Consider the following 16,550-nt stretch of genomic DNA (forward strand, 5'->3'; position numbering starts at 1 on the left):
TCCGAAATTGTACGGTAAGGGAGAAAGTGTGCCTTTACGAAGCCAAGCTTGCAATTTTATGATTACGCACAAGAAAGCGCTGCCAAATAAGTTCTGGCTTCATTGGCAGCTGCCCATTGAAGGAGGGATGGAACTGAGTACGCTATTTTCCAAGTCCAAAACGGTCAGAGCCCCGAGCAATACACGCTCGGAAATCGGGAGATTTGCCTCCCGAAGCTTCAGAAGACATTGGCAGCTGTATCTGCTGGTCATTCCGCCGGTCTTATATTTCATCATCTTCAAGTACTTGCCTATGGCAAACGCCGTGCTTGCCTTCAAAAATTATAACGTGGTGAAAGGGATATGGGGCAGCCCATGGGTCGGCACGCAGTACTTCGAGATGTTTTTTCGCAACCCGGCGTTCGCGACGCTGATCAAAAATACGCTGTACATTTCGTTCTATCAATTGATCGTCGGGTTTCCGATCCCGATTCTGCTAGCGCTGGCCTTGAACGAGGTGAAGAGTGCAAGGTTCAAAAAAACCGTGCAGATGGTCACCTATGCGCCATATTTCATCTCCACGGTGGTCATGGTGTCCATCATCATGCTGTTCTTGTCCCCGCGTCTTGGGATCGTGAATACGATTACTGGCGCGCTTGGTTTTGAAGCGGTCAATTATCTTGGAGAGCCTGGCATGTTCCGCACGATCTACGTGCTGTCCGACGTATGGCAAACCATGGGCTACTCCGCCGTCATTTATCTTGCTGCCCTGGCGGGCGTGGACCCGTCCTTATATGAAGCGGCCAAGGTGGACGGCGCCAATCGGTTCCAGAAGATCCTGAATGTCGATCTTCCTGGGATCTTGCCGGCAGCGGTCATCATTCTGATTCTCAGCGTAGGCAACATCATGGCGCTCGGCTTCGAAAAAATGTACTTGCTGCAGAATCCGCTGAACCTGTCCACGTCCGAGATCATTTCCACGTATGTGTACAAAATCGGATTGCTGAACGCGAACTACAGCTTCGCCACGGCGGTCGGATTGTTCAATTCTTTGATCAATCTGGTGCTGCTCCTTGTCGTCAACGCCATTGCCAAGCGGGCTTCCAATACAAGCCTTTGGTAGATATGAAAAAAGGGAGTGAGTGACATGAACGCATTGCGGTCCAGTTCCGGAAGCCGCCGGAGCGTGAGGATCAAGGAGTCGCTGGGAGACCGCATCTTTCTGACCGTGACCTATATCTTGCTGACCTTGGTTCTAATTGCCGTCCTGTATCCGCTTATTTACATCGTAAGCTCATCACTGAGCAGTCCGAGCGCCGTCTCTGCAGGCAAGGTATGGCTGTGGCCGGTCGACGTATCCTTTGCAGGGTACGAGGCGGTGTTCCGAAACGGCCAGGTGCTGACGGGTTATGCCAATTCGCTGTTTTATACCGTTGCAGGCACGTTCATCAGCGTATCCATGACGATCATGGTTGCATACCCGCTGTCGAAGAAGTCGTTTTTCGGCCGCACGCCGCTTATGGTATTCATTACTTTCACCATGCTGTTCTCCGGCGGATTGATCCCGACCTATCTGGTCGTCAAATCGATGGGCATGATCGATACGCGCTGGGCGCTGCTCATTCCGAATGCCGTGTGGGTGTGGCAGGTCATTATCGCCAGAACCTTCTTTCAGACCTCGATCCCGGATGAGCTCTCCGAAGCGGCGGATATCGACGGGTGCAGCGACATCCGATACATTTTCAGCGTCGTTCTTCCGCTTGCCAAACCGATCATCGCCGTGCTCTCGCTTATGTACGCGGTGGGGCAGTGGAACGCTTATTTCGATGCCCTGATTTACTTGAAATCGCAATCGCTCTATCCGCTTCAGCTCATTCTCCGCAGCATTCTCATCTTGGGCAGCGGAACGGGCAACATGGACGCCGGGGAGATGGTGAAGCAGCAGCAAATGGCCGAGCTGATGAAATACTCGCTCATTGTGGTGGCAAGCCTCCCGGTGCTGGTGATCTATCCGTTCGTACAGCGTTATTTTGTGCAGGGCATGCTGATTGGCTCCGTGAAGGGCTGATCCGGGCTGTTCTCATTGTGTTGCTTGACCAATTCGTGAGGAGGAGATTGATTTGAGAAAAACAGGAACCCGTCTGCTTGTACTCATACTGATGCTTGGTTTGGTGCTTGCCGGATGCTCCGGCGGAAACGACAACGAAGGAAGCGAAGGGACAGAAGGCGGCTTACAGGATTCCGGTGAGAAGGTTACGATCAACGTATTTGCCCATCAAAGCTCGGATGTGGATTTGAAAACCAATAAGTTTACGAAAAAAATGGAAGAGCAATTCGGCATCAAGTTCAACTGGACAACCGTTCCGTTCGATGGTGCGGCTGAAAAACGTCAAATTTCGCTTGCGTCAGGCGACTATCCGGATTTGTATATGCTTATTCCTTGGGTGGACCGTTTCTCGCAGACGGACTTGCTGAAGTTCGGGCAGCAGGGGGTGATCGTTCCGCTTAACGACCTGATCGAAGAGCATGCTCCCCACATTAAGGAAGTACTGGAGAACAACGAATATTATAAAGCCATGAACACGGCTCCTGACGGCAAGATTTACGGATTGACCGGCTTAAACGAATGCTTCCACTGCTCATACCCGAATAAAATGTGGATCAATACAAAGTGGCTTGATCAGCTCGGACTTGCCAAACCGACGACGCCGGAAGAATTCAAAGCGGTCCTTGAAGCCTTCAAGACGCAGGATCCGAACGGAAACGGCAAGGCGGACGAAGTGCCGCTCAGCGGATCCGTCGAAAATTTCGGCGTTCACGTGATTCCGTATCTCATGAACGGCTTTATTTACAACGACGACAGAACGTATCTCATCATGAAGGAGAGCAAGATCGACACCGCGGCGAACAAACCGGAATGGCGGGAAGCGCTGGCCTACATCAAATCGCTGTATGACGGCGGACTCATTGACCCGGGGGCGTTTACGCAAAATGCGGGCGCGTACAAAAAAATCGGGGATAACGCCGACGCACAGCTTTTGGGTGCCGGAGCAGGTATGCATCCCGCGCTATTCTTAACCACAGGAGAAGATGCACCCTACAGCAAGGACTACAACCCGCTTGCGCCTCTGCAAGGACCGCACGCCAATTATGCAACGTTCAACTATCCGATCGATCCGGGCGCATCCTTCGTTCTGACGAATAAAGCGAGCAAAGAGACGCAGATCGCCGCCATTAAAATGCTGGATTATTTCTATACGCAAGAAGGGGCAATGCTCTCTTATCTCGGTGAAGAGGGCAAGAGCTGGCGCAAGCCGCAGGATGGGGAAATTGCACTCAACGATAAAGTGGAGCCTCTCTATAAATCGATCCCGCTCGAATCCGGGGAGCAGCCCCGCAATGACAGCTGGGGAGCACTCACCCAATATAACCATCACCGGGCATACCGCGATGCCGAGGTTCAGGGCACGGATATTTACGCGAACGATGGTTACGAACGCCGCCTGTACGAGGCAACGTTACTGATGGAAGGCAATGAGCCGAAAGAAATATTCCCTCACTGGGCGCTATGGGTCGACCCGTTGGTCGCCGATGAAGCCAGCATGATGCAGACCAACATCAAAGACTATGTCGACCAGAACGCTCTGCTGTTCATTACCGGCGCCAAGAGTCTGGATAAAGATTGGGAGGATTACGTGAAAGGACTGGAGGGTTTGAACATACAGCGTTATCTAGAAATCATGCAGGCTGCCTACGATTCATCGACGATATCGAAGTAGGCTGCGGCGCGGTAAGCTCGGATTCTTGGGGGCAGGGGTCCAGCGCGCAGGAAGCGGAGTGAACACAGCTGGCTCCTGCCGGAATCGAAGAAGATCAAGGCTTTGGTGGTGCTGGAGGAGTCAAGTCTAGAAACTCCCGCAATATTGAACTAGTGAAGCACAAGATAGGACGAGAAAAAGGAGGGAAATCTAGTTATACTGAACTTGCATACGCATACTAACATTAAATTGGGAGTGGTAAATTACATGGCGAATTTATTGCGCATCGGAACGCTGGTTGGCGGCGGGGATGCTGCACGCGTAATTCCTCAGATTGCGCCTCACGGCTTTGAATCGTTCAGCCTTACCTTCTGGCAGACGACCGGTGCTACCGATCTTGTGGAGACGGCCAAGCGAGTTCGTGAGCTGCAAGCTGAACACGGTTTTATCGTGTCAACGCTTGGGATCTTCGGCAATCCGCTGACCGGAGAAGGCGGTAATGCTGATACTTTGGCGAGCTGGGAGCGTCTGATCGATCATGCCCATCTGTTCGGCACCGATATCATTTCCGGTTTTACCGGACGATTGACGGGCGAATCCATCGACGCCTCGATTCCGCAATATGCGAAGGTGTTCGGCGAGCTGTCCAAAAGAGCGGCAGATCAAGGCGTCCGCATTGCGTTCGAGAACTGCGATATGGGCGGGACATGGGAGACGGGGGATTGGAACATTGCCCATAATCCGACGGCATGGGAGATGATGTTCAACGCCATCCCGTCGGACCATATCGGTCTGCAGTGGGAGCCTTGCCACCAGATGGTCTCTTTGATCGATCCGATTCCGCAGCTGCGAAAATGGGTGGATAAAGTATTCCACGTCCATGGCAAGGATGCGACGATTGCTTGGGACATCGTGAGGGAATATGGCATTCACGGGCCGAAGCCTTATGTATGGCACCGTACGCCCGGATTCGGCGACATCGACTGGACCGACATCATCACGATTTTGCGGCAGGGCAACTATGAGGGAACGATCGATATTGAAGGCTGGCATGATCCCGTATATAACGGGGAGCTTGAGATGACGGGACAGGTTCATGCGCTTTATTATTTGAAGCGATGTCGAGGTGGAGATTACATACCGAATCCGGTATGATTTCTACTACTTTAATTTTTGTCGGGTGACAAAAACATTGTAACATTCTCGATATGATTTCTTCGCCGCGGTAGACGTCCTATCATTAAACTAACGGGCAGGATAGTTATAAACAAAAAATCACCTGTGGTTGGTGTTTTTTAGTGTCGGCTATATTCAATTGAAACTGGTGTAAACGATTTTCTCCGACGCAACAATTTCACTGTATACAAATTTAACCCACATGATGTCGCCGTCAGAAGGTTTCTGGCTGTAATGAAAGACACCGACCGGCCGGAAATCTGCTTTTGCAACATGGACCTATTGCCGATTCGATAAGTTCCTTACAAACGTACTACCGACCCAAGTGTTGGATCGGTAGTACGTGAAGTGTATTTATGGGAAGTTAACTGCCTCGAATTTGGCTCCACATGGTCACCATGTCGATCCAGCCTCGATGCTCGGCGATCTTGCCGTCCTCCACACGATATTGACGGTACAGCGTGACATCAATCGTATTGCCCGTGGGCGCGGTTCCAAAGAACATGCCTTCATGTGTGCCTTTCACAGTCATTCTCACGAGCACCTTATCCCCTTGACCGATGATCTCTTCCACCGTGTATTGTTTATCAGGAAATGCCTCCAAGATCGTTGCAGCGAATTTTTTCAGACCTTCCTTGGATTGGTAAGAAAACTCTTGATAATCGTTGGACAGAAATCGATCTACGGAGTCCAATTCACTCTGATTCCAAAATGCCTCGATAAATTGGTTTACTGTTTCCACATTTTTTTGTTCCATCGTTTTCATTCTCAAACATCTCCTTATGAATGGGTTATTAGGAATTAGTTAACGGCGAAATGTCGTGCTTTAACAGCGGTTATTGAGTCTGGATTTGAGGCAAAAGCGTAGCCGTATCGAACCAGCCGCGGTGATCTGCGATGTCTCCGTCGATGACCCGGAATTCGCGGAACTGTGTTACCTTCACGTTTTTTCCCGTAGGTGCATTTCCGGCAAAATGGCCAGCATGCACAGCCGTCATGAAAATTCTAGCGATGACCTTCTCGCCTTGGGCCAGGATTTCTTCCACGGTAAACCGCCGATCCGTAAAAGCCTCCACGATTTGCGGGGCAAAGAATTGATCGGTCTTTTCCAACATGCCCTGATGTGCAATGTCCTCGATAAACGCGGTTACCACTTCTGCATTTTTTTGTTCCATCGTTTTCATATAAAACATCTCCTTATTTAATGTTTATTGAAACCAGTTGTACTGGGTCAAACCAAATCAGATTTTATAAACAGGGACAATGGAATACAATCGGCTAATGCTTTGAATCCGGCATCGCTAGGATGAAGATGATCGCCGAAATCATAGACGGGAAGCAGCTGTTCGGGATGCTCCGGATCAGCCAGCGCAGTGTTAAAGTCGATAATACCGTCAAATACTTCGTTGGTCAGGATCCAGCGGTTCACTTCTTGCCGGATGAGCTCCTTCTCATTGGAGTAGTACGGAGCGCCGCCAAACGGTGGGAGGGTAGCAGCAAAAATGCGCAGTCCGTTCTCATGTACTTGGGCTGCCAATTCCCTCATTCCGTCAATAATCTGATTTGCGGTCGCATTTCCGAGTCCAATATCATTGATTCCTTCGAGAAAGATCACATCGGTAACTCCTGAATGTGAAAACAGGTCACGATCCAGGCGAGAAAGCACGCTTTCTCCACCTATTGGCAGACCAACCGCTGGCCCCTTTTTCAATATTTGATTGCCAACGATTCCCGCATTGAGAACGGAGATCGGATAGGAGGGATGTTCCAGGCGGAGTCGTTCAAAGAAAATATCCGGCCAACGATGGTTAGCATCTGGAGTAGATGTACTCCCCTCTGTAATGGAATCACCAAGTGCGACAATGACACGTAAAGGCTCACCTTGTGTTAAAACCTCCATACCGGATAACCAGTAATAAGAATGAATTTTCTTTCGAAAAAAATCCGCGCTACTATCGTCGGCATGATTCCCCTCGGCGACATAAGTCGACCTAGGAGGCGAAAAATGCCATGTCGAGGTTCGTGACTCAGGAACATAAACGCTGACAGCTACGTCAACATGTTCATTTACTTGGAGATCGACAGGGTCCGAATAAACTTCTTCCCCTGCAGGAATGACGATGGAGAATTGACCATTCAAGGCAACTTGCCGACTAGTACCGGGAACGGTTTCCCCATCTTTTGCGGCTAATGCTGCTGTTACTGTGCCGAAGACCGCAGGCTCGGAACCGTAAAGATTTGAAAACTTCAGGCGGATCTTTGAACCGAAGGCATGCGGATGTATAATCATTCGGATGGTCTGATCCTCGAATCGCTCTTCGGCAAAGTTCCCATCAAAGTACGTTTGACTTGCAAACCAAGATCCCATCCAATGGCCGTCAGAATACTTATGTTCATTCATTATCAAGAAGAAACATCTCCTTTGGTATCATGTTACCATTTGGTAACCTAATGATGATAAGAAAAACGTCTATCGACGTACTTCAAAGAAGACACACCGCGTTAAGCTGTAGCTTTTCTTGCGAGATAAGGGTGGGTGTTAAACTACGGAAGTTTATACTTTCTGATCTCTTAAAAAAGGGATTGTGCTGTTAGTTTGCTGCCGCTGCTATCGGTGTTAGCTTACGGGTCAGATCCACGAAACTGCTCACCGCATCTCGTACCCGGTCTTTCATACCCTCATCTATCGGAGCGCCGTCGGGACCAAACGTGTTCGATCCATATCCGATCGAAATCCACTGCGAACAGTTAATTCCGTGCAAATTGCGTACAATAGTCTGCAAATGTGACAGCGAGCTAACTCCGAGCGGACCGCCTGCGGAACTTACGGAAAGCACTGCCTTGCCCGCAACCTGGTTTCCGGTTATATAGTCTAGGGCGTTTTTAAGCGCTCCTGATACGGAGCCATGGTATTCCGGCGTTGCAAGGATCAAACCGTCTGCCTCTGCGATTGCTTCCAATACATGCTTAACGTTAGGATGGAAATCCCAGTTGTCGGGTGAAAAAAGCGGCAGCTGCAGCTCCGATAAATCAACGAATTGGACTGATATGTTCTGGGCTTCTAAAAGGCTGTCAATATACCGAAGTAGGTTCGTACTGCTTGCGTTTGTGCGGTTACTGCCTGCAATCAAGGTTACTTTCATCTTCAACATCACCTTTCATTTTCAAATGGTTGTCAGAATGGATATGCAAGTCACCGGCTGACAAACAGATCCGTTTGTGATATCATGTGACCATTAAGTCACCTGTTATGTTTTTATAATACGTTACCATAAGGTAACGTGTCAAGCGGTACAAATGAAATTTTTTTCAAATCGACAGGAAGGCGGTGTTTTGATGGAGATTGACATATTCAAAGCGCTTGCGGATCCCAGCCGCCGTAAGCTTTTAGATTTGCTTCACGCTTCTAACGGGCGGACTCTGAGTGATCTCTGCGAGCCCCTCGACATGTCCCGGTTCGGCGTCATGAAGCATCTGAATATATTGGAGGAAGCCGGACTCATTACAACGAGAAAAGTAGGTCGTGAAAAGCTTCATTACTTGAATGCGGTGCCCATTCGTCATATTTATGAGCGATGGGTGAGTAAATACGCCGAACCATGGGTGATCGGATTAACATCTCTTCAAAACGAATTGGAGCGTGATACAAATATGGATATGAAACCCCGGAATATAAACCAGATAGCGATTAAAGCAAAGCCAGAACAAGTGTGGCAAGCTCTCACGGACCCGGCCAAAACGTCGAAGTTTTGGTTCAACTGCGCCATCCGCACCACCTGGGAAATCGAATCTCCATTCGAACTATGGAACGGGGAAGAGAAGAAAGCAGAAGGGATCATTCTTGAGATGGATCCTCCAAAAAAACTTATGATGAGCTGGCGGTTTGTTTCGTTTCCTGGCACGGAGATGGACACCCCGTCGCGCATTACGTGGGAGATCGGTTCGCATACCGAGCTCCATGGTGTGACTCTTGTAACGGTGGTACATGATGAATTCGAAAAAGCAATGAGCACTGCAAAGATTCTTGAAAATGGGTTGCCGATTGTTCTTTCAGGTATGAAGACGTTGCTTGAAACCGGGGAAGCGCTCGCTGGCGAATAAAAGAAGGTACTCGCAAAATATAAGGGCATAGGAAAGTACTCATCCATTGATGCCAATACAAAAGAGGCAGCCTCGTAAAGCTTTAAATTTATGCGGGGCTGTCTCTTCGTGTTTACGGGTTTTGATTTGAGTTAATTTTTTATATATGTTGACATGTATATACGTAATTGTGTATATTGAGTTCATGAGATCAGCAACAATTCAGTTAAAGCCTCGATGCCGGACCGTTCCAGGAGCCGGATGAATGGTTTGATTCTTTCAGAATTCTATTGGAAGAGCGTCTCGACAAACTCGAGGAGTAAATGCTGGACTACAAGAATAAGAAGGAGGACTTATGGCAGGTATCAACAGTTTTATCTAGAGGCAGAGCCACATATGACGTAGTAGAGGCATCGGGCAAACTAGTGTACTTAGACACTTTTTCCGACAGCGATTGGAATATCGTTTCGGATAGCGAAATGTACACAACCGTGTTGTTCGAGGAGAAAAGCGGGGGGACGCGGATTAGCATCGTGACGCGATTCGCTACCAACGAACAATTGGACCGCGCTGAAGCGATAGGCATGATTGAAGGATTCACCGATGCTTATGATCGACTGGAAGAATACTTAGAAACGTTAATGGGAGGCAAAAACACAATGGAAACCGTTATTTCAAAAGATGGGACACAAATCGCTTATACCAAACAAGGGACTGGCCCTGCAATCATCCTCATATCATCGGCAGCGGCTGATTATCAGGATGCTTCTCCGTTAGCCGAGCACTTGTCGGTCAACTTCACCGTATACAATTACGATCGTCGCGGTCGAGGCCGCAGTACGGATACCTCACCTTACGAGATCGCACGTGAAGTGGAAGACATTGAGGCTTTAATTACAGTCGCCGGAGGGCAAGCTTACTTGTTCGGAAGCTCATCCGGGGCCGTGTTGGCGCTTGAGGCCGCGAACTTGTTAGGAGATTCAGTCGCAAAGCTCTTCTTGTATGAACCGCCATTCATAATTAACGACAGCCGTAAGCCGGTACCTAGTGATTACGTCGAACATTTGAATGGACTAATCAAAGCCGAGAAAAGGTCTGAAGCAGTCGAATATTTCGCATCCGAGGCTCTAGGCATTCCCGGGGAATATATCGACTATATGAAAGCCGATCCTTCTTGGAACAAGATGGAGTCCCTGGCGCATACTCTTGCTTATGATGGCATCATTATGGGAACGACGCAATCCGGGAACCCGCTGCCAACCGGCAGATGGAACGTTACGATTCCTACTTTGGTTATGACAGGGGAAAACAGCGAACCGCTTTTCCATGACGCGGCACGCGCACTTGTCGAACTTCTTCCAAAGGCTGCTGCACATTCGCTTGCCGGTCAAGATCATTCCGCTGTTATCATGGCTCCTGATGTTGTAGCAAAAGCCATAGCGGATTCCGAACAAGTTAGGAGAGTGGGAGCATGACGAATATTCAAACGTTGGACCGACTAGTTGGTACTTGGCAAATCAGCGGCGGAGCAGAAGGAACGGTAACCTACGAGTGGATGGAAGGCGGGCACTTTTTGATACAGCACGTCCATCTTTCCCAGAACGGACAAGAAGTGAAAGGGATCGAGATGATTGGGCATTTAAAACCCTTCGGCGAAAGCAAGAGTCCGGATATTCGGTCCCGTTATTATGATACGTTAGGCAATACCTTCGATTATGTGTATGAATTAGAAGGGGACTCACTCGTCATTTGGGCTGGAGACAAAGGATCGCCTTCCTATTATAAAGGGGCATTACGCTCTGACGGAGATACCCATTCGGGGGCATGGCATTACCCCGGCGGGGGAGGTTATGAAACGATGATGACGAGAGTCTCGCCAGCAGGAGGGATGGGTATTGGTTAAGCAGTTGGTTATAGCAAAACCTTTAACGGTGACGGCTTCCAGATTCGCGCTAGCGTCAATTTTCTCAGGTGCATTGTTCGTGCTTCTCCTATGCAGCCTGCATCTGCTGCAGCCCGAATTTGATCCGACATGGCGTTTTATCAGCGAATATGCACTTGGCGACTTTGGTTGGATGATGGACCTGGCTTTTGGATTGCTGGCATTTGCTCAAATCAGCGTAGCAATTACGATATTCCCGCATATACGTACGGTTACGGGTTACATCGGACTTGTAATTCTTGGAATCAGTGCAATAGGCGTAATAATCGCAGGCATTTTCGTGACCGATCCCATCTCCGTTAGTCCGGATGATGCAACGTTTAGCGGCAGCATGCACTCATTTGGAGCGATGCTGGACTACACGCCGGTAGCCGCATTACTGATTAGTCTTTCATTATGTCGACTTGATGTTTGGCGTCCTGTGAAGAGAGTGCTGCTCACAAGTGCGAGTATTGCAATCGTCGCGATGCTGGTATTTGTGTTTCAAATTCCGCGAGACGGGCAATTCGGACCGGAGGTTTTGGCCGGTATGTTCGGACGGTTCTTAATCTTGGCGGAGATTACGTGGCTGATTATTGTAGGGATTCATGGAGCCAAGCTCGGAGCTTCTAAGTAAATGTAATCGAGGTAAACGCAGAAGAAAAAATACATGTATTGTTATTGCAGGGGAAAAACAGAGATGCCATGATTGGAGAGAAGAGAGTCCGATCTTATAATTATTGGAGTGGTTGTTCGAGAACACCGGACAATCCAGAAAATTGCTTGAATTTTTACGTTCCAATTATATTGATTACATCTCAAAATAGTGTCTATGAGTAACATTCCCACACATAATACAGTATAAAAACACCTGTTCTGATACGCTTCAGGTCTGCTTTATGACTTGAATTGCGTTACAGAACAGGTTTTTTCCGAGCTTACTTAAAATAGAATTTCGAAGGATTAACTACAACGATTCTACTTGAAGTATAGCTCCAGGCGGCAATACGGCTTCAACTCTATCTCTGACATGCTGATTGAGCAAAATTTCCGCATCCAAGATGGCTGCAATCCCTTGATCCGTCGATGAGCGAATGAGTCTACCTAATCCTTGCCGTAAGCGAAGCAGCATATATGGCAGGTCTACTTCTTCAAATGCTGAATCAGCGGCTTCCCGTTTAGCCATAAATACAGGATCTTCCGGGGGATAAGGCAGTGACCAAATCATAACATTGGATAATGAAGGTCCCGGAACATCCAACCCCTCCCATAGGCTTGCCGCACAGAGCACGCTTTCCTCTGTATTTTGGAACTCAGCTATGAGGCTGCTAATCTCACGGTCACCTTCATACAGCATGGTATAGGATGCGAAATCTGGATGGTGCGAAGCGGCTTGCTTAAACTCGCGAAGCTCATTCATAGTTCTAAATAACAATAGAGCTCGTCCTTCGGTACGTTTGATCAGCTTGGCCGCCAGGGCCAGCTTCTTCGCAGCAGCAACCTCACTCCGAATCTCTCCATCTTGCAAAAGTTCACGCGGTGCTAAAAGCTTCATCTGCTTCTCGTAATCGTACGGAGAGTTCACGGAAAAAGATAAAAATTCGCTAATTCCGAGACTTCCTGCCACATAATCAAAAGATCCATCTACCGACAAGGTTGCTGATGAGAATACAATCGGCATCTGAAGCCCGAATACCCGTTCCTTCAGCACTTCCTTGACCGTTTGCGGCATAATGGCAAGTGTTGCAGCCCCATCCTCATTTTCTTCCGCCCAGCAAATGAAAGTATCTGGATCACGGAACAGATGAAGAGCCGTTTGGATCATCTCCAGATGCTCCTCAACGATACGCAGCTTATATTCATCAAGCGTATGCAAGCCACTCTCAAAGACCAGCTCTTCATCAATAGCTTCGATCGTACCTTTCCAGCGATTCAGTTCTTGAAGAAGCTTCTCATCCATTCGGATTTGTTTTCGATCAGAACCGGGTATCGCAGTACTTTGCTCCGCTACCAGAGAAAACACAAGCTGACTCTGATCAATGGAATCTTCAATTCGTTCGGCTAGCGTTTCCCTGATCTCTCCATCTAGAAGACGAGTAATAATCTCTTCATATGCACTATGCTTCAGCTTATAACTGAGGGCATGTTGTGCTGCCGATTCGAGTAAATGTCCTTCGTCAAAGACGACTGAACTATGTTCCGGGAGCAGTGGAAGCTGACCTTCTCTTTTTCTTCCCTCATAGGTCCACACATGTTCCATGTAGTAATCATGGGAACAGATAATAAGATCTGTAGATTTTCGATAATGGTCCCGAGATAAGGTCATGCCGCAGCGATGTCTTTGATCACATACAAAACAATCCTGAAATGAATCCCAGTTGATCTTATTCCACTGTTCATCATTCAGATGAGGGTATTCCTTACGATCCCCGTAAGGGTAAAAAGATTGCATCGTTCCTGGGGAATGAACAAAATCAGGAAGATTTTCATACACGTCTTCAATAACCGCTGCATCTTCATCCTGAAGACGAACGCCGTCAATTTTTTTAATACATAGATATTGATCAGGAGATTTACCGAGCCGCGCATCAATTTGTAAGTCCAAATAACGGGCAAGCTTAGCTATGTCTCCTTCCTGTTTTACAAGTTGCTCAATGAGCGACTCATCTGCACAGGCAATCACTGCAGGTTTGCGTGTATATCTTGCATAGTTAACCGCATAAAGCAGATACACGAGTGTTTTTCCCGTACCTACCCCAGCTTCAGCGAAAATAGTTTTCTTACTGGCATAGGCTCTTTCCAATTGGTAAGCCATAAATATTTGTTCATCCCGGACATCAAATCCATGTTCAGGCAACACATCATAAAAAACATCCGCAACCCAATCGCCGACCTGCTTGACGAACGGCTCTGACGGATCATAGGAGAAAGGATATCGCTCCACGCTTACGCCTCCGACACTGTCATATTCTTATTAGGAAAACTATAATTATCTCATGACTGAAGAGGTTTGGCAACCTGCTTTTCTCATCGATTCAAAGAGACAGGAAATGAACACTATGTCCAAAACGATAATCATTAAAAAAACAAGCTGCATTCCAATGAGATTGTAGCTTGTTTTACTTGTATTATACGTTTACCCATCGTTTCCGATCACGGTCTGCCAAGGTTTGGTATAATTAACTTGAAGCAGTGTTTTTATTCTATTTCTCTTGAGCAGGGAGGTATTTTCCATCCGTAACGATGAGCCGAATGATCCCAAAACATCCGCCGATCCGGTAAATGATACTGATATCCCACTTGAATGGGAAGAAGAATTTTGGAACCAGGAAGATGACAATGAAGAAGATGAGTTGAATCCACCACCCAAAAGAACATGGATCAAAAAAACCATTATTATTATGTTGGCCATTCTTCTACTCGGTAATCTAATTGCTTTTATACCACAGATTTATAATCTACCGACACTACGGTTTTTGAAAAAGGATTCACAGTTATCACAAGATGAACAGATCCAGCAATATAAGCAAGCCGTTGTCAACGTTAGTATTGGTGGTCGGAAAGGTACAGGGTTTAATATCGCTCCAAACGGACTCATTATAACGAATCAACATGTTATGGATAATGACAAGGCTTGCATCATCCAATTCTTCAATGGAAAAACATATTTGGCAGATGTTATCGTAAGTGACAGCGAGATCGATATCTCCATACTAAAAATTAGAGACAATGCGAACAACCTACCTACACTCCAATTGGAAACAGAGATAGCCTATCAAGAGGGCGACCCTATACATGTCATCGGAAATCCGCTAGCATTCTCTCGAATCGCTACTGAAGGCACAGTGCTAGGATTAACTCCATTAGAGAGTCCCAAGCTCCCCATGCTTATGATACAGGCTCCAATTCATAACGGAAACAGCGGCAGCCCTGTTATTAACAATAAGGGAAATGTGATAGCAGTTGTGTATGCCACAACAACTACATCACAGGGAGGCCTCTCTATCCCCGTAGGTCTTGCCATTCCAATCGACTATTTGGAGAAATATGAAAAGATTATGTTTCAATAGTAGTAGGCAGCCGATCCATATGGATCGGCTGTTTAAAGGATAGAGAATGATCTTGCTGCGATAACAAAAGGATAACGATTTACAAAATGTAACCATTAGGTCAGTCCAGTCGCTGTTATAGCGGCTTTTTTTATTTTATCGGTACAATTTCGTATCCCGAGCCGAAGACAGGAAATTATACCGATTGCCGTAAAGGACAAGAAGATGATCCGATTACCGATTAGATAGTTATCTATGACTCCACAACACTTGGAGATAATAGTGGCCATGGGCATGTTACAAATATACCCAAAAGTACTATTTCATCTGATTCAATTTTTTTTATGTAACTTTGTTTCCTTTATTAGTGTTTACTAAGTTGAAGGAAACAAGAAAGTGGATCATAAATCATATGGAGAAGTGAAGATGTCTAAACTATACTTTTAGGGTGAGTGCTCATGGATAAGAAGTATTTAAGAAGAGCTACAATCATTGCAGCAAGTTGTCTTGTATTGATGAGCGCATTATTTATAGTCAGAGAACTTATAGTTAATAATCAAGTTGAAGACTCGACTATTAATGACACCACTCCATCAAAAAAAGCATTATCAGATTGGCAAAATGAATACAACAGAAAAGCACGAACGGAACCGGCGGAAAGGGTAGTAACTGAATACGGAGATTTTTATTATGCTCCTTTTCCAAAACAATTTCCAAGAGATGAAGTCGCTAACCTAGATATTGAAGAGGAAGTGACCAAAGATACAAACCAGGTAATAGTGAGGGGTAATTTTTATGAAAAAAAATAAAGATAATTTCATCGTATACGCTTTTATCCGATCTAACATTCAAAGATGAGGGACTAGAAAGTGAAAAGAAATGAAAATGGGCAGACATACGGTTCATCCTCAGATGCTGCTTCTCCAGAAACAGAACCCGAATTAATTAGCGCAATAGGCATAGATGGCACTGCAGGATATGTGCTGAGAAAATATTTAGACGGTGAACAACCAAAGTCACCCCAGGATGCCATCGCGATACAGAACAATAGATCATCAGATGGTCGTGATATCCCTCTTTATGATGTTGAAGGTACAACCGTAATTGGTGTGTTTCGTGTTGGAGGAAAATAACAATAACGTATGCCCAGTGTTAAACTAAGGGCAGGGGAGTTCTATAATTTACGAATACTCTACATATGGAATCATTTACGAAGTTGGTAGAAAAGACGTTATACTAAATTTTTGCAAATCCTATTTAACTGAGGAAGAGATCATGAGAAGTAGAATAATCGGAATAGCAGTACTTATTGCTTTGGTAGGTATATTTATTTATATGGAAATTATCAAAGATCTTTTCCGACTCCATTAGGAGCTATACTAACAGTAGTAGGAAGTGTCGGGGGACAAGATCATGGTCCCATTGAAAGTCGCTAATTTGGTATTATCCCCTTTTAGTAGACAAGAGAAAAAAGACATCTGTTAAGATGGACTTAATCTTGCCTAACGAAGGGGATTTTTTCATGGCTAAAAAAGGACAAGCTTACCGACGGTACTCCTTGGAATTAAAATTGGAGGCGGCCCGGCT

16 protein-coding genes are annotated in these 16,550 nt (G+C 46.6%); 11 read left to right on the plus strand and 5 right to left on the minus strand.

The window, feature by feature from the left end; all coding sequences use genetic code 11:
* The first annotated feature begins 127 nt into the window (after window positions 1-127).
* The 4 genes from ACPV3A_RS32535 (at window position 128) to ACPV3A_RS32550 (ending at window position 4,892) form a co-directional block, all read left to right on the plus strand.
* The gene (locus ACPV3A_RS32535; RefSeq protein ID WP_339224478.1) at window positions 128-1,102 is read left to right on the plus strand and encodes an ABC transporter permease; all 975 of its coding nucleotides are present in this window, start codon (window positions 128-130) and stop codon (window positions 1,100-1,102) included.
* A 24-nt stretch (window positions 1,103-1,126) separates the two neighbouring features.
* Window positions 1,127-2,047 carry a carbohydrate ABC transporter permease gene (locus ACPV3A_RS32540; RefSeq protein WP_426203844.1) on the plus strand — a complete coding sequence of 307 codons (921 nt, stop codon included), beginning with the start codon at window positions 1,127-1,129 and terminating at the stop codon, window positions 2,045-2,047.
* A 52-nt stretch (window positions 2,048-2,099) separates the two neighbouring features.
* The gene (locus ACPV3A_RS32545) at window positions 2,100-3,758 is read left to right on the plus strand and encodes an ABC transporter substrate-binding protein (RefSeq protein WP_426203846.1); all 1,659 of its coding nucleotides are present in this window, start codon (window positions 2,100-2,102) and stop codon (window positions 3,756-3,758) included.
* A gap of 246 nt (window positions 3,759-4,004) precedes the next feature.
* On the plus strand, window positions 4,005-4,892 hold the full coding sequence (locus ACPV3A_RS32550; RefSeq protein WP_426203847.1) for a sugar phosphate isomerase/epimerase family protein: 888 nt from the start codon (window positions 4,005-4,007) through the stop codon (window positions 4,890-4,892).
* A 385-nt stretch (window positions 4,893-5,277) separates the two neighbouring features.
* On the opposite strand, the gene ACPV3A_RS32555 is transcribed toward ACPV3A_RS32550, so the two are convergent.
* The 4 genes from ACPV3A_RS32555 to ACPV3A_RS32570 form a co-directional block, all read right to left on the minus strand.
* Window positions 5,278-5,679 carry an ester cyclase gene (locus ACPV3A_RS32555; protein ID WP_194542827.1) on the minus strand — a complete coding sequence of 134 codons (402 nt, stop codon included), beginning with the start codon at window positions 5,677-5,679 and terminating at the stop codon, window positions 5,278-5,280.
* Between the two features lie 70 nt (window positions 5,680-5,749).
* On the minus strand, window positions 5,750-6,097 hold the full coding sequence (locus tag ACPV3A_RS32560; protein WP_426203850.1) for an ester cyclase: 348 nt from the start codon (window positions 6,095-6,097) through the stop codon (window positions 5,750-5,752).
* A gap of 47 nt (window positions 6,098-6,144) precedes the next feature.
* Window positions 6,145-7,314 carry an SGNH/GDSL hydrolase family protein gene (locus tag ACPV3A_RS32565; protein ID WP_426203869.1) on the minus strand — a complete coding sequence of 390 codons (1,170 nt, stop codon included), beginning with the start codon at window positions 7,312-7,314 and terminating at the stop codon, window positions 6,145-6,147.
* A 190-nt stretch (window positions 7,315-7,504) separates the two neighbouring features.
* Window positions 7,505-8,056, minus strand: coding sequence for an NADPH-dependent FMN reductase (locus ACPV3A_RS32570; protein ID WP_220685177.1), 552 nt, complete (start codon window positions 8,054-8,056; stop codon window positions 7,505-7,507).
* Between the two features lie 193 nt (window positions 8,057-8,249).
* On the opposite strand from ACPV3A_RS32570, the gene ACPV3A_RS32575 reads away from it, so the two are divergent.
* From ACPV3A_RS32575 to ACPV3A_RS32590, 4 genes are all read left to right on the plus strand, one after another.
* Window positions 8,250-9,014, plus strand: coding sequence for an ArsR/SmtB family transcription factor (locus tag ACPV3A_RS32575; protein WP_194542824.1), 765 nt, complete (start codon window positions 8,250-8,252; stop codon window positions 9,012-9,014).
* A gap of 302 nt (window positions 9,015-9,316) precedes the next feature.
* Complete coding sequence (locus ACPV3A_RS32580; protein WP_194542823.1) at window positions 9,317-10,468, plus strand: alpha/beta fold hydrolase; 1,152 nt, start codon at window positions 9,317-9,319, stop codon at window positions 10,466-10,468.
* Entirely contained in the window at window positions 10,465-10,896 is a 432-nt protein-coding gene (locus tag ACPV3A_RS32585) for a hypothetical protein (protein WP_426203853.1), read from the plus strand. Before ACPV3A_RS32580 ends, ACPV3A_RS32585 begins: the two co-directional genes overlap by 4 nt.
* Window positions 10,889-11,551 (plus strand): DUF998 domain-containing protein, encoded by a 663-nt coding sequence (locus ACPV3A_RS32590; protein WP_426203855.1) that lies wholly within the window; start codon window positions 10,889-10,891, stop codon window positions 11,549-11,551. Before ACPV3A_RS32585 ends, ACPV3A_RS32590 begins: the two co-directional genes overlap by 8 nt.
* A gap of 330 nt (window positions 11,552-11,881) precedes the next feature.
* Here the strand turns inward: ACPV3A_RS32590 and ACPV3A_RS32595 are convergent, their stop codons facing one another.
* Window positions 11,882-13,858, minus strand: coding sequence for an ATP-dependent DNA helicase (locus ACPV3A_RS32595; RefSeq protein WP_426203857.1), 1,977 nt, complete (start codon window positions 13,856-13,858; stop codon window positions 11,882-11,884).
* A gap of 268 nt (window positions 13,859-14,126) precedes the next feature.
* On the opposite strand from ACPV3A_RS32595, the gene ACPV3A_RS32600 reads away from it, so the two are divergent.
* From ACPV3A_RS32600 to ACPV3A_RS32610, 3 genes are all read left to right on the plus strand, one after another.
* Window positions 14,127-14,984, plus strand: a complete 858-nt coding sequence (locus tag ACPV3A_RS32600; RefSeq protein WP_426203860.1) for a S1C family serine protease — start codon at window positions 14,127-14,129, stop codon at window positions 14,982-14,984.
* Window positions 14,985-15,421: 437 nt separating this feature from the next.
* Window positions 15,422-15,772, plus strand: coding sequence for a hypothetical protein (locus ACPV3A_RS32605; protein ID WP_426203862.1), 351 nt, complete (start codon window positions 15,422-15,424; stop codon window positions 15,770-15,772).
* A 60-nt stretch (window positions 15,773-15,832) separates the two neighbouring features.
* Window positions 15,833-16,096 (plus strand): hypothetical protein, encoded by a 264-nt coding sequence (locus tag ACPV3A_RS32610; RefSeq protein ID WP_426203864.1) that lies wholly within the window; start codon window positions 15,833-15,835, stop codon window positions 16,094-16,096.
* Window positions 16,097-16,550 lie beyond the last annotated feature (454 nt).

This window comes from Paenibacillus sp. Dod16, from assembly GCF_049893405.1.
Taxonomy (GTDB): Bacteria; Bacillota; Bacilli; order Paenibacillales; family Paenibacillaceae; genus Paenibacillus_AQ.